This is a genomic window from Pseudomonas sp. SLFW (assembly GCF_009905615.1).
Taxonomy (GTDB): domain Bacteria; phylum Pseudomonadota; class Gammaproteobacteria; order Pseudomonadales; family Pseudomonadaceae; genus Aquipseudomonas; species Aquipseudomonas bambusae.
The window spans coordinates 40,296-53,330 of the sequence record NZ_JAAAKW010000017.1 but is presented as its reverse complement, the minus strand read 5'-3'; the positions used below and the strand labels follow the sequence as shown (position 1 = coordinate 53,330).

The window sequence follows — 13,035 nt, the reverse complement described above, 5'->3', positions numbered from 1 at the left end:
TTTGGTGCGGTCGATTCACGGATCGGTCAGCGCGCCAGCAGCTTCGCGTACGTGTTCAGGTCGATGTTTCCGCCACTGATGATCACCCCCACCCGCTGCCCTTTCAGTTCAGCCGCCCTTTCACGGGCAGCGGCAAAGCCGAGACATCCGGTCGGCTCGACCACCATTTTCATACGCTCGGCGAAGAAGCGCATCGCTTCCACCAGTTGCGCATCGCTGGCGACGAGGATGTCATCCACGTCACGCTGGATGATGCCGAAGGTGTAATTGCCCAAATACTGCGTCTGGGCGCCGTCAGCGATGGTTTTGGGTGTATCGATTTTGATGATGCGGCCGCTGCGCAGTGACTGCTGACCGTCGTTGCCCGCTTCAGGCTCTACCCCATACAGCCTGCAGTTCGGCGCCAGCGCCCGGGTCGACAGCGCGGAGCCGCTGAGCAGCCCGCCGCCGCCGAGGCAGACGAACAAGGTGTCCAGAGCGCCCACTTCCTCAAACAGCTCCTTGGCGGCTGTCCCCTGCCCCGCGAGGATGTCCGGGTGATCGTAAGGCGGGATCAACGTCAGCCCGTGCTCTTGCGCCAGAGTGCGACCAATCGCTTCGCGGTCTTCCTTGTAGCGGTCATACACCACCACGGTGGCGCCGTATTCTTTGGTCGCGGCCACCTTGGCGGCCGGAGCATCGTGGGGCATGACGATGGTCGCGGGGATGCCCAACAGTTGAGCGGACAAGGCGATACCTTGCGCATGGTTTCCGGAAGAAAATGCCACCACGCCATGCTTGCGTTGCGTGGCGTCGAACTTCGACAACGCATTGAACGCCCCGCGAAACTTGAACGCCCCCATGCGCTGGAAATTCTCGCATTTGAAAAACACCTCGGCGCCCAGCTCACGGTCCACCGTGCGTGAGGTCAGGACCGGGGTCTTGTGGGCGTGGCCTTCGATACGTTTGGCGGCTGCGATCACATCGTCATACGTGGGGAGTACGAGCGTTTCCATCATCATCCTCTTAGTCGTCGGCAAGACCGGTTTCATCGAAAATCCCGGGCTCGCCAGCCATGGAACACAGACCTCGGGAAGGTAAAGGTTCGCAAGCGGTTCAGGCAACCGTTCTTGGGTCGATGACAACCGGGACATTGGTACAGGCCCCGTAAACACTGACTTTGTAGTCACGAACGGACCTTTGTGTATCGGCACTACAAAAAATGTAGTCCATGAAAATAATCACTACAAAACAGTTGACGAAGTGTTTCGGCGATTGCATAGTGAGGCCGTCTCCCTGATCGGGAGAGCTGGCAAAAGTATTCCGGGCCCGTTCGACAAAGCCGTCGAACAACCTCTGGATGTGTGCTGCCCACAAGGCAGATTGATGAAGCTGAACCGGCATGATCGACCCATAGGCCGAGCGCTGGCGAAACGTCCTCAAGACACTTGTGGCCGACCACGATACGTCGCCAGTGTCCTTACGACGCCCGCCGTTTCTCTCCTGCGTTTCGACCCATCCCGTTTCAGCCTCTCATCAACACCACCTCCTGCCCGGCAACGGCTCCGGCTCTGTTGTGTTTGACGGACCTTGTTTGTCAGCGTGTGAAAGGACTGCGGATCGATGGACGATCTGCCATTACGTTTGAACTAACCAGATAGATTAACGACAGGCGATAAAGGGGTATCCAACCATGAATCTGAACAATCAACCCACCATTGATCAATTGGCTCGACTGTTCGCGGCGCAGAAGGACTCCCTCGATAGCCACATTCTCTGGGTCTGTGAGAAAGGTGATGTGCACATGGACGGCCTGGGTGCCTGCACCGAGGAACAAGAGTTCGACGAACAACGTCCGCACATGCGTGCGCGGCTGAAGATGTACCGCAAAGGCCACGGCTACGTCGGCAAGAAAGCCGCCGCCGACAAACAATTCCTGGGTCAGGTGCTCGACACCCTGAGCAGCGAATGGGGCAGCGCGCAAAAAGAGCCGGGCATGCGCGTCATCGACAAACTTTGCTGAACCTTGCCACGCCGCTGGCCACTCGTTTGAACAGGTGGGCAGCGGCGTTTTTGCAGGTGCTTACGAAAGCCCCGGATTGACCAGAGCCGTCAGCACATGGTCCGCCCATTCGCCATTGATCTTCAGATAGGCCCGGGCGAAGCCTTCCTTCTCGAATCCCAGTGTTTCCAGCACGCGACCGCTGCGCTCGTTTTCTGGCTTGTAGTTCGCCATGATCCGGTGCAACTGCAAATCGTCGAACACGTGGGCGATGCCCCGGCGTAGCCCTTCAGTCATCAGCCCCTGTCCTTGGACGGCCTTGGCCAGCGAATACCCCAAGTGACACGCCTGAAATGCCCCCAGCACGACGTTGCTGAAATTGCATTCGCCCACCATGTCGCCGCTGGCACGATCAAGCATCAAAAGGTGCAGACAACGCCCCGCCAGCCGCTCGCGTTCAACGTAGGCAATGCGCATCAGAATGTTGTCGATGTCGAAAAAACCGGCGGGACGGGTCGGCTGCCACGGCTGCAAGTGCTTGTGGTTGGTCAGGTTGTACGCCCGTATCTGCGCCGCGTCCCCAGCGAGCGCCGGCCGCAGGATCAACCGCTCCGTGACCAGCCGGATCAACTGCGGCTCAGCAATGATCTCCATCAATCGCGCCCGACGAGGGCCAGTCGGCACGCCAGGCCGAGAAAGACTGTGCCGAGGATTTTCTGCATCCAGCGCGCCGCCCGCTCACTGCTGCCGACCCGTTGACCGAGACGACTGGCCATGACAATCACTGCGCCATTGGCGATGACACCCACGGCGTTCAACACCGTTGCCAACAGCAACATCTGCACGACGATGGACCCTGCGTCGGGATCGATAAACTGCGGGAACAGCGCGAGCACGAACAGCGCCATTTTGGGATTGAGCACGTTGGTCAGCAGGCCCTGGCGGAAAATCTGCGCCCGCGAATAGCGGGGCAACGACGCATTGGCCGACAGCGCGGTGCCGGTCGAGCGGAAGGTCTTGAACGCCAGATACAGCAGATACGCCGCGCCGATGAAGCGCACCACGTCGTAGGCCACCGGCACCGTGACGAACAGTTGGGACAGCCCTAGCGCGGCCGCCAGTGCGTGGCAATAGGTGCCGAGCTGGATGCCTGCGAGCGAGGCGAAACCCGCTGCCCTGCCCTGGCTGGCACTGCGCGAGGCGATGAGCAGCATGTCGGGGCCAGGGGTGAGCGCCAGCGCGAGGCAGGCCCCCGAGAACAATGCGAGGGTGGAGAAGGCGAGCATGGGACGTCCCTTTCGTGGCTGGCACAAGACGTGTCAGTTTACGGAGCTGCCGAGTTTTTGACGAGCGGACTGATTGGGTCTGCCCGGCCGATTCAGAACGCCAGCTTGTATCCGATGGCGATCAGCATCAACGCCAGGCACGGCCGCAGCACCGCGTCGGGCACACGCCCGGTCAACTGGCTGCCCAGATAAATCCCCGGCAACGACCCCATCAACAGAAAGCCCAGCATGGGCCAGTTCATGTTGCCCATGCTGGCGTGGCCGAGGCCTGCGATCAGCGTCAGCGGCACGGCGTGGGCGATCTCGGTGCCGACCAGCCGACGCGTGGGCAGAAACGGATAGAGGATAAACAAAGCCACCGTGCCCAGCGCGCCCGCGCCGATAGACGTCAACGCAACCATGACGCCGAGGATCACCCCGGTGAGCACCGTCAGGCTGTTCAAGCTTCGATCACTGAGGCGGTAGTGATCCCCGGCGTGGCGCTGAGCGAACGCCAACAAACGCTGTTTGAAGAAGATGGCCAATGCCGTCAGCAGCAGAACGACGCCCAGACCCTGCTTGATCACCGCGTTCATCGCGTCCGGCGCAGTGTGCAAGCTGCTCAGGAACCACAGCGTCAACCCGGCGGCAGGCACGCTGCCCAGCGTGAGCCAGCCAGTGATGCCCCAGTCGATGTTGTCGTTCTTCCTGTGCACCAGCACGCCGCCGCTTTTGGTGATGGCCGCGTACAGCAGATCGGTGCCCACGGCGGTAGCGGGATTGATGCCGAACCACAGCAGAATGGGGGTCATGAGCGACCCGCCGCCGACACCTGTCATGCCGACGATGAAACCGACCACCAGGCCAGCCACGACGAAACCTATATTGCCAAAATCCATTGTTCTGCCTGACACGCGGAAAAAACTGGCGCGCAGGATAACGATTTTTCATCTAAGGACCGCTGTTTTTCTTATATAGGGCGTAGATCAAAAAGGTCTATGGTTATAACCAAAGCTGTGCGTGTGATCGTGTTCCAGAAGGCACTCCTGCGTTGCCTGGTCGATCTTTCGCGAATGAATTCGCTCCCACAGAGGCCCCGTGTCGCCGCAAAAGTATCGCCGACGCCGTTCCAACTGTGGGAGCGAATTCATTCGCGAAGGGCCGGTACATCCGGCACATCTCTGTCGCCTGACTGATTTTCGCGAATGAATTCGTCCCCTTTGCCGCGCGGCATTTCAAAACATCGGACAGCGAGTCACGTCACAGACACGTCGACGCTCACGGCTCCCCGTCCCAATAATCCAGCGTCGCCTCCGGACGTTGCACGGCCTTGAACGCCCTCGCACCATTTATAGTGACCATCGCCTGATACTTGCCGGAATCCGGGTATTCGCAGACTTCCGGGGTTTCGCGGGTGCTGATGGAAAGGTATTTGAGCGGGGCGTCGGAGGTGTTGATGATCTGATGGGGGTATTCCGGGCCCGGGGGAATGAAGATCACATCGCCGGTCTTGATCGGCAGCATTTCGCCCGCGACGCGCAGGCTGCCCTGCCCTTCGATGACCACGAACATCTCTTCCTGAGCGTAGTGGAAATGGTAGGGGCAGGAGCGTTTGCCCGGCGCAACGATGTCCACGGAGGCGCCGAGCTTTTGGGCGGCGGTGCCGGTGCCGAGTCTCGCGGCCTGACTCTCGTAGAGCGGGTCGCGACGTTCAGCTTCCAACGGCACTTCGTTGAAGTTGCGGATCAGGCGAGATGCCAGATCGAGCTGACGATTGGTCATATTTTTTCCTGTGATCCCAGCATCTGTAGGCGCGCATCTAGCGGGTCGCAACGACGAACAGCCGCGGGAACGGCAGCAGCACGGAGCCGTCCGCCAATGCGGGATACGCCTGTGAAATTGCGTTCAAATAGGCATCGAGAAACGCTTTCTGCTCGCTGTCATCAAGCTTTTGCAGGTACGGACGCAGTGCCGAGCCCTTGAACCATTCGACCACCGCCGCATGCCCACCGGCCAAAGGGTGGTGGTAGGTGGTGCACCAGACATCGACTTCCGCTGCGTGCGGTTGCAGCAGCTCAAAGTAATACGCGGCCGGATGACGATCCGGGTGTTTGACCGAGGCGATCTTGTCGGCCCATGGCCCGTTCGCCGCGATGTCGCGCGCCAGTCGGTGGGCGGGTTCTTCAAGGTTGTCCGGGGTCTGTACGGCGAGGCTGCCACCGGGGTTGAGCTGGCTGACGAGGCGCGGGTACAGCTCGGCGTGATTCGGCACCCACTGCAGCGAGGCGTTGGCGAGAATGACGTCGTAGCGTTGAGCCGGTTTCCAGACGCCGATGTCGGCCAGTTCGAACGTGATATTCGGCAGGCGCTGACGGGCGTCGCCCAGCATGTCATCGGAGCTGTCGAGACCGGTGATCAGCGCGTCGGGGAAACGCTCGGCCAACACTTCGGTGGAGTTGCCCGGACCGCAACCGAGGTCGATCGCAGTCTTGACGTCTTGCGTGGGAATGGCGGCGACCAGGTCGCGAACCGGGCGGGTGCGTTGCTGCTCGAACATCGAATACTGCTTGGCTGACCAGCTCATCAGGCATTCCTTCTGTCATGAAAGGCATGCCGTGGAGGGTAAAGCCTGCCGCGCGGGAGTACAAATGAACAGCTATCGGCGCCGCACGACGACGGTGAGAGTGAGCGTGTTCACTCCCGCAGGGCCATCGCGCTCGCCTCAGATCTATCAAGCCGCGTGAATGGCAGCCTGCGCGACCTCACTGACCGCGACCACCGCATCCTCCAGAATCAGATCAGCGCCCTTCTCTGCCACCATCAGGACCGCTGCGTGCGTGTTGCCCGAGGTGATGTTGGGGAAGACTGACGCATCGACAATGCGCAATCCCGCCAACCCGTGCACCTTGAGGCGCTTGTCCACCACCGACGTCGAGGGGTCGGCGCCCATCGTGCAAGAACCGCAGAGGTGATAGATCGAGCCGCTGTTCTCGCGGAAATATTGCAGCATTTCCTCATCAGTTTGCACCGCCGAGCCTGGCAAGACCTCTTCTACGGTGATGCCTTTGAGCGCGGGCGCCCCCATGATTTTGCGCATCAGGCGACTGCCCTGAATCACCTCGTCGATGTCCTTCTGGGTGCTCAGGTAATTGGGGTCGATCAGTGCCGCATCGCGAGGGTTGCTGGACGCGATTTCCACGTGGCCGCGACTGGTCGGGCGGCACGGGTTGAAGCACAGCAGAAACCCTGAATACGGCTCGGGTTTGAGACTGGCCTTGTTGTTCTTCGGAATCTGGTACGACAGCGGGTTGAAATACAGCTGCAGGTTGGGGTGGCTCTGCTCATTGTTGCCACGAAAGAAGCCGCCCGCTTGGTTGACGCTCATCGCCAGTGCGCCCTTGCGGGTGAACAGGTATTTCAGGCCCAGCTTGAACTGGCCGAACAGCGAGCTGAGCTGGTCGTTCAAGGTCGGAATATTGGCCTTGTAGTAATAGCTGGCGCAGAGGTGGTCCTGCAGGTGCTGGCCCACGGCTGGCAAGTGCCTCACCAGCGGGATGCCATGTTTTTTCAGCAACGCTTGATCGGCCACGCCGGACAGTTGCAGGATTTTCGGCGTGTCGACGGCGCCTGCGCAGAGGATCACTTCCTTATTCGCCATGAACGTGCGGTTCACGCCGTTCTGACTGACCTCAACGCCGACGGCGCGAGTCCCCTGCTCATTGAACAGCACACGATCCACCAGTGCGTAATGCTCCAGCGTCAGGTTGCTGCGCCCCAGCGCCGGGTGCAGGTGCGCGAAGCTGCTGGAACAGCGCTCGCCGTTGCGGGTGTTGACGTCGTAGAGGCCTGCGCCTTCGAATGTCGGCCCGTTGAAATCCTCGCTGCGCGAATAGCCCAGCTGTTCGCAGCCTTCCAGGAACACGTCGCAGATCGGGTGCGTCTGGCCCTTCATCGGGGTGATGCTGATCGGGCCGCTGCTGCCGTGGTATTCGGTGTCGCCGAGCGGGTGGTTTTCCAGTTTGCGGAAGTACGGCAATACGTCCTTGAAACCCCACCCGTCGTTGCCGTCCGCCGCCCAGTCATCGAAGTCGTGGGCCTGGCCGCGGACATAGATCATCGCGTTGATCGACCCGGAGCCGCCCTGCACCTTGCCGCGCGGGGCGTAGATGGCGCGGTTGGCCAGTTGCTTCTGTGGCTGGCTGTAATACATCCAGTTGAAGGTCGGGTTGTAATACATTTTGGCGAAACCGACCGGGATCTTGAACCACAGCGAACTGTCTTTGCCGCCTGCTTCGAGCAGCAGCACCGTGTATTTTCCGGACGCTGAAAGGCGGTTGGCCAGAACGCAACCTGCGGCGCCAGCGCCAGCGATGATGTAGTCGTATGTCATGCACGGTTACCGCGTAAGTCGTTATTCAAAAGAGGCATTGGCGCCGGCTTCAGCCCCGCGCCGGTGATGTGTCTTTCACATCCGCCGGGGTCGGCGCCATCTGCAGGTGCAAACGCGAACCGGTGTACGGCGTGTGGGCGCGCACCACGTCCATGTTCAGTTCCACACCCAGGCCAGGCTCGGTGGACGGGATGATGTAGCCGTCTTCCCACTGCAAGGGCTTCTTAAGGATCTCGGCGTGGAAGCCACCCCAGGTCTCGATGCTTTCCTGAATCAGGAAATTCGGCGTGCAGGTCGCCAGCTGGAAACTCGCCGCCGCGCCAATCGGGCCGTTGTACAGGTGCGGCGCGATCTGCGCGTAGTAGGCCTCGGCCATGCTGGCGATCTTTTTGGCTTCCAGCAGACCGCCGCAGCGCGCGACGTTCATTTGCAGGATCGACGCACCGCCCGCCTGCAACAGCTTGAAAAATTCATACTTGGTGGTCAGGCGCTCGCCGGTGGCAATCGGGATGCTGGTCTTGGCCGCCACTTGCGCCATGGCCTCTTCCTGCCCCGGTGGCACCGGCTCTTCGAACCACAGCGGGTCGTACTTTTCCAGACGCTGTGCCAGACGAATCGCTGAGGACGGCACCATCTGCCCGTGGGTGCCGAACAGCAGGTCGCACTTGTTGCCCACGGCTTCCCGAATCTTGCGGCAGAAGGTTTCGCAGCGCTCCAGCACTTCCAGGGAAATCTGGTGGCCGGAGTACGCGGTGTAAGGCCCGGCCGGGTCAAATTTCACGGCGGTGAAGCCTTTGTTCATGTTCTCGACCGCACATTCAGCCGCCAGGTCCGGGTCGTCGTAGTCGTACTCGCCCTGGCTGTTGAGCGGGTACAGGTAGGTGTAGGAACGCAGACGCTCGTTGACCTTACCGCCCAGCAATTCGTACACCGGCTTGTTCGCCGCCTTGCCGATGATGTCCCAGCACGCCATTTCCAGGCCGCTGACCACGCCCATCATCGTCAGGTCCGGGCGCTGGGTGAAGCCGCTCGAATAGGCCTGACGGAAGAAGCGTTCGATGTGGTGCGGGTCATGATTCAGCAGGTAGCGCTCGAACACGTCTTCGATGATCGGCAGCATGGCTTTGGGGCCGAACGTGGCGGCGTAGATTTCGCCGACGCCTTCGATGCCGCAATCGGTTTTCAGTTTGACGAACAGCCAGTACATGCCACCGATGTGCGGCGGCGGAACGGCGACGATGTGGGTTTCCAAGGCGATGATTTTCATGTCAGGCACCGTGTGCGTTGAAGGTTTTGCGCTTGACCCGCGCCCGCAGCGCCAGGGCTGTGAGGGTGCCGATCAGGCCAATGAAAGCGATGTAGCTGAAATAGAGCTTGTAACCAAGAGCACCGGGGAACTGCTCAGTGAGGTAGCCATTGATCAGCGGAATAAAGGTGTCCGGCAGATAGCCCACCACCGAGACGATGCCAATGGCCAGGCCCGTGATGCGCAGCGGAATGTTGCACGTGTCGAGAATCGCCCAGTACAGGCCGCGAATGGCGTAGGTCATCAGGCCGATGAAGATCACCGTCACCACCAGCAAACCGAGGTTGTTCAGCGCCGGGAACAGCACCAGCCCGACCATCGCCAGTGACGCCAGTGCCAACGCCACGATCAGCACCGAGATGTTCGAATACTTGTCGCCCAGCCAGCCACCACCGATGCCGCCCACCGGACGCATCCACAGTTTGATGGTGGTGATGGTGCCGGCCATGACGGCGGTCATGCCGCTGCCTTGGAGGTAATCCGAGAAGCTGTAGGTGGCCCAGAAGATGTGATAGCCGCAGAACACAATCGCCGTGACCAGCCACAGTTCCGGGATTTTGATCAGCGTCGCGAGGTCGCTGAGCAGGTGGTGCTTTTCTTCGTTTTCGGCGTTTTCAGCCGAGACTGATTTCGGGTCTTTCACCAGCACCAGCAGAAAACCCAGGCCGATGCAGATGAACGAATAGAGGTACACCACATGACGGAAACCCTCCGCCGCCGTCTGCCCGCCCGTGCCGATGGCGTAAGCGAAGATGCCCAGCGCAACGGTGGCCAGCAGCGCTTCTACTAACCCGCGGCCGCCGTCCAGAATGCCGAAGAACCGTCCCTGCTCGGAGTGTTGAGCAATCATTTTCACGCGCTTAAGCACCGACGCCCAGAAGGTCAAACCGGTGGTCAGCCCCCAGCAGCCGAAGATGATCATCAGCCCGGTCATCGACGGCACGGTCGAGTACCACAGGCCCAACGCACCCGTGGCGACGAGGGAAAAGAAGATCAGAAAGCGCGGCGCGATACGGTCCGCCAGCCAGCCGCTGGGCAGGTAACTGATCAGAAAGATCGTGCCCAGCATCGAATACAGATAGCCCAATTCGCTGTGGCTGATCTGAAACACGTCGAGCATGGTGGTCTGGTAGACCTGACGCAGATAGAGAATCGGGTAGATCGCACCAGCGGCGAGCACCAGCAGCATCAGCTGGATATAACGGCTGGCCTTGTCGCTCTTGGCGACGGGCACGGCAGCGGACGACTGAACAGCGGCCGCAACAGAAGCAGGCTTGGACATGGGAAAGACCTCAGCGCCCCCGGATTCCGAGGCGCTTTTTATATTGTTGTTATGGGCGCAGAGGCGAGTTTCGAGCGGCAAGCTGCAAGTAAAAGCGGTACGCGGGGCGCTTTTGCCTTGTAGCTTGCAGCTTGCAGCTCGGGACTTACCGCTGCTTCAAAGCAGCACGCGGTCTGCTTTTATCTTGCAGCTTGCAGCTTGCAGCTTGCAGCTTGCAGCTCGCCGCTCGCCGCTTGCCGCTTGAAGCTCGCCGCTAGAACTTGAGGACAACGAGCCGGGTCTGGGTGAATTCGAGCATGCCGTGCTTGCCGTCATCGCCCCCCAGCCCCGAGCGTTTCCAACCGGCGTGAAAACCCTGATACGGGTCGGCAGGGGTGCGATTGACGTACAGCTCACCGGCTTCGATGGCGTTGGCGACTTTCATCGTGGTGCGGTAGTTCTCGGTGTACAGCACCGACGACAAGCCGAATTGATGGTCGTTGGCCATGACCAGCGCTTCGTCGATGTCGCGGTACTTGAGCACCGGGAGCACCGGGCCGAAGATTTCTTCCTGAACGATCTCCATGTCCTGACGGCAGCCACTGAGCAGGGTCGGCGGGTAGAAATGGCCTTTACCTACGGGCAACACGCCACCGGTTTCGAGCACTGCGCCTTCGCCGATGGCACGCTCGACCAGGGCGTGAATGTTCTGTCGGGCACTCGCACTGACCAGCGGGCCCATGCGCGAAGCGTCTTCGGCTCGATCACCAAAAGCCACCGCGCTGATCTTGGTTTTGAGCAAACTGAGGAAGCGCTCGTAGACGCTCTCGTGCACATACACCCGCTCAACCGCCGTGCAGAGTTGGCCGCAGTGGGTGGTCTTGGAGGCAACGATATCGCTCGCGGCTTTTTCCAGATCAGCATCGGCCTCAATAATCACGGGGGTCTTGCCGCCCAGCTCCAGCGACGGTTTGGCGATGTTTTCCTTGCAATAGTCCAGCACGATGCGCCCGGCGTTGACGCTGCCGGTCAGGGTGATCATGCCCACGGCTTTATGGGTGCAAACGCTCGCAGCGGTCTTGTGGTCCATGGTCAGGATGTTGATCACCCCGGCCGGAATACCGGATTGCTGTACGGCCTTGGCGATTTCAAAGGCTGAAATCGGCGTGTTGTTGCTCGGACGAACCACCACGGTATTGCCCGCGATCAGCGCCGGGGCGATCTTGCGCAGCAGCGTATAGACCGGGTAGTTGAACGGAATCAGGCACGCCACCACACCGATCGGCTGACGTTGCAGCAGGATATTTTCGTTAGGGGTGTCGCTGGGGATGATCTCGCCTTCGATACGGCGTGCCCATTCAGCGTGGTAGCGGGTGATTTGCGCCGCGTAGCGAGCCTCGTTGCTGGCGTCGCTGACGCTTTTGCCGGACTCGGCGGCCAGGGCCTGACCGATGTCTTCGGCGCAGGCCTCAAGGGCGTCGGCCAGGGAACGCAGATGGTCACCGCGCTCGATGCTGGTCAAACCGCCCCAGACTTTCTGCGCTGCAGCGGCGGCGTTCACGGCCGCCACCGCTTCCTCGGCGGTTGCCGCCGGGACATGTCCAACCAACGCTTCGGTGGCAGGGTTGTAGACCGCAATTACCGCGTCATGGGCAGGCTCGGCAAACTGGCCGTTGACATAGTTTCGTTCGAGTCGCATGTGGGACGTCCACCGTTGTTTTTGTACGAATGACGATCAGTCTTGTCATCGAACACGGTGGCGACAAACGATTTATTGATCCGACAAACATTCCAAAAACGCACGTTAGTGCCCAACCCTATCGTTGGGTGGTCAGGGAATCGCTGTCAGGGCCGCCGTAGAGGGTTCGAGCTGACGCTGCGCCAGCCAGATTTCTTCCTGCAACCACTGGCTGAAGACCTGTAATTGCGGCAAATCCTGCTCCGGGCGCGTTACCAGCCAGTACGATTGGTGGCCTTCGACGTGCACGTTCATCACTTGAGTCAGGTGTCCGGTGGCCAATTCAGGAGCGACCATGTGCCAGTCGGCGATGGTGATGCCCAGCCCGTCGACCGCCGCACGAATGGCCAGGTCGAGCAGGTCGAACTCGTACCCGCCCTGGGTATCGACGCCCTGGATGCGTGCGGCGTCGAGCCAGTGTTTCCACGTCAGGTAGCGCTGGTCCTCGTTGGCCAGCACGTGCAGCAGCGTCAGGCGATTGAGGTCGATCCCCTCGTCGCTCGACTCCCGCGCATACAGCGACGGCGCGCAGACCGCGATGTGCCGCTCCTGAATCAGCAGTGAACTGTCCAGCCCGTCCCACTCGCCGTTGCCAAACCGGATCGCACAATCGAGGGTGCTGGTCTCGGCCAGGCTGTCCTGCAAACGGGTGCTGATGCTCAACTCCAGTTCAGGATGCTGCTCACGCAAGCGCCCCAGCCGCGGCATCAGCCAGCGATGGGTGAACGTCGGCGGCGCGTTGATCCGCAGACGATTGGAGTGGGATTTCTGCTGAAGGCTGCGCACGGTCATTTCGATTTTGTCGAAGGATTGATGCAGCGCCCGCAACAGCACCCGACCGGCACTGGTGAGGTCGAGATGATGATGGCGACGCTCCAGTAGCGTCTCACCCAGTTGCTCCTCAAGCTGGCGCACCTGGCGACTGACCGCGCTCTGGGTCACGTTCAACAGCTCGGCTGCGCGGGTAAAACTGCCGGTGCTGCCGGCCACTTCGAAGGCTTTCAGGGCATTGAGGCCGGGCATTTTGCGTTTCATGTGAAGCTCTCTGACCGCCACGGGGAAGGCGCGAAGCATCCCACGGTACGACAGGTGTC

General features: G+C 60.7%; 12 protein-coding genes. 1 reads left to right on the top strand and 11 read right to left on the bottom strand.

The features are described 5' to 3' along the window. Nucleotides 1-26 precede the first annotated feature (26 nt). The gene (locus GVN17_RS23730; protein WP_166597704.1) at nt 27-995 is read right to left on the bottom strand and encodes a threo-3-hydroxy-L-aspartate ammonia-lyase; all 969 of its coding nucleotides are present in this window, start codon (nt 993-995) and stop codon (nt 27-29) included. A 677-nt stretch (nt 996-1,672) separates the two neighbouring features. Here GVN17_RS23730 and GVN17_RS23725 point away from each other — a divergent pair. Continuing rightward, entirely contained in the window at nt 1,673-2,002 is a 330-nt protein-coding gene (locus GVN17_RS23725) for a hypothetical protein (protein ID WP_166597703.1), read from the top strand. 60 nt (nt 2,003-2,062) lie between these two features. Here the strand turns inward: GVN17_RS23725 and GVN17_RS23720 are convergent, their stop codons facing one another. The 10 genes from GVN17_RS23720 to GVN17_RS23675 form a co-directional block, all read right to left on the bottom strand. Next, nucleotides 2,063-2,635, bottom strand: a complete 573-nt coding sequence (locus GVN17_RS23720; RefSeq protein WP_166597702.1) for a GNAT family N-acetyltransferase — start codon at nt 2,633-2,635, stop codon at nt 2,063-2,065. Continuing rightward, nucleotides 2,635-3,267, bottom strand: a complete 633-nt coding sequence (locus tag GVN17_RS23715; RefSeq protein WP_166597701.1) for a LysE family translocator — start codon at nt 3,265-3,267, stop codon at nt 2,635-2,637. Before GVN17_RS23715 ends, GVN17_RS23720 begins: the two co-directional genes overlap by 1 nt. Nucleotides 3,268-3,359: 92 nt before the next feature. Then, entirely contained in the window at nt 3,360-4,145 is a 786-nt protein-coding gene (locus GVN17_RS23710) for a sulfite exporter TauE/SafE family protein (RefSeq protein ID WP_166597700.1), read from the bottom strand. 379 nt (nt 4,146-4,524) lie between these two features. Next, entirely contained in the window at nt 4,525-5,028 is a 504-nt protein-coding gene (locus tag GVN17_RS23705) for a cupin domain-containing protein (protein ID WP_166597699.1), read from the bottom strand. Nucleotides 5,029-5,065: 37 nt separating this feature from the next. After that, nucleotides 5,066-5,830, bottom strand: a complete 765-nt coding sequence (gene tam, locus GVN17_RS23700) for a trans-aconitate 2-methyltransferase (RefSeq protein WP_166597698.1) — start codon at nt 5,828-5,830, stop codon at nt 5,066-5,068. Nucleotides 5,831-5,977: 147 nt separating this feature from the next. After that, nucleotides 5,978-7,636: a GMC family oxidoreductase gene (locus GVN17_RS23695; RefSeq protein WP_166597697.1), complete on the bottom strand. Its 1,659-nt coding sequence runs from the start codon at nt 7,634-7,636 to the stop codon at nt 5,978-5,980. A 49-nt stretch (nt 7,637-7,685) separates the two neighbouring features. Then, nucleotides 7,686-8,903 carry a mandelate racemase/muconate lactonizing enzyme family protein gene (locus tag GVN17_RS23690; RefSeq protein WP_166597696.1) on the bottom strand — a complete coding sequence of 406 codons (1,218 nt, stop codon included), beginning with the start codon at nt 8,901-8,903 and terminating at the stop codon, nt 7,686-7,688. A 1-nt stretch (nt 8,904) separates the two neighbouring features. Further along, complete coding sequence (locus tag GVN17_RS23685; protein ID WP_166597695.1) at nt 8,905-10,224, bottom strand: nitrate/nitrite transporter; 1,320 nt, start codon at nt 10,222-10,224, stop codon at nt 8,905-8,907. Between the two features lie 253 nt (nt 10,225-10,477). After that, nucleotides 10,478-11,902 carry an aldehyde dehydrogenase gene (gene aldA, locus GVN17_RS23680; protein WP_166597694.1) on the bottom strand — a complete coding sequence of 475 codons (1,425 nt, stop codon included), beginning with the start codon at nt 11,900-11,902 and terminating at the stop codon, nt 10,478-10,480. 132 nt (nt 11,903-12,034) lie between these two features. After that, nucleotides 12,035-12,976: a LysR substrate-binding domain-containing protein gene (locus tag GVN17_RS23675; protein ID WP_166597693.1), complete on the bottom strand. Its 942-nt coding sequence runs from the start codon at nt 12,974-12,976 to the stop codon at nt 12,035-12,037. Nucleotides 12,977-13,035 lie beyond the last annotated feature (59 nt).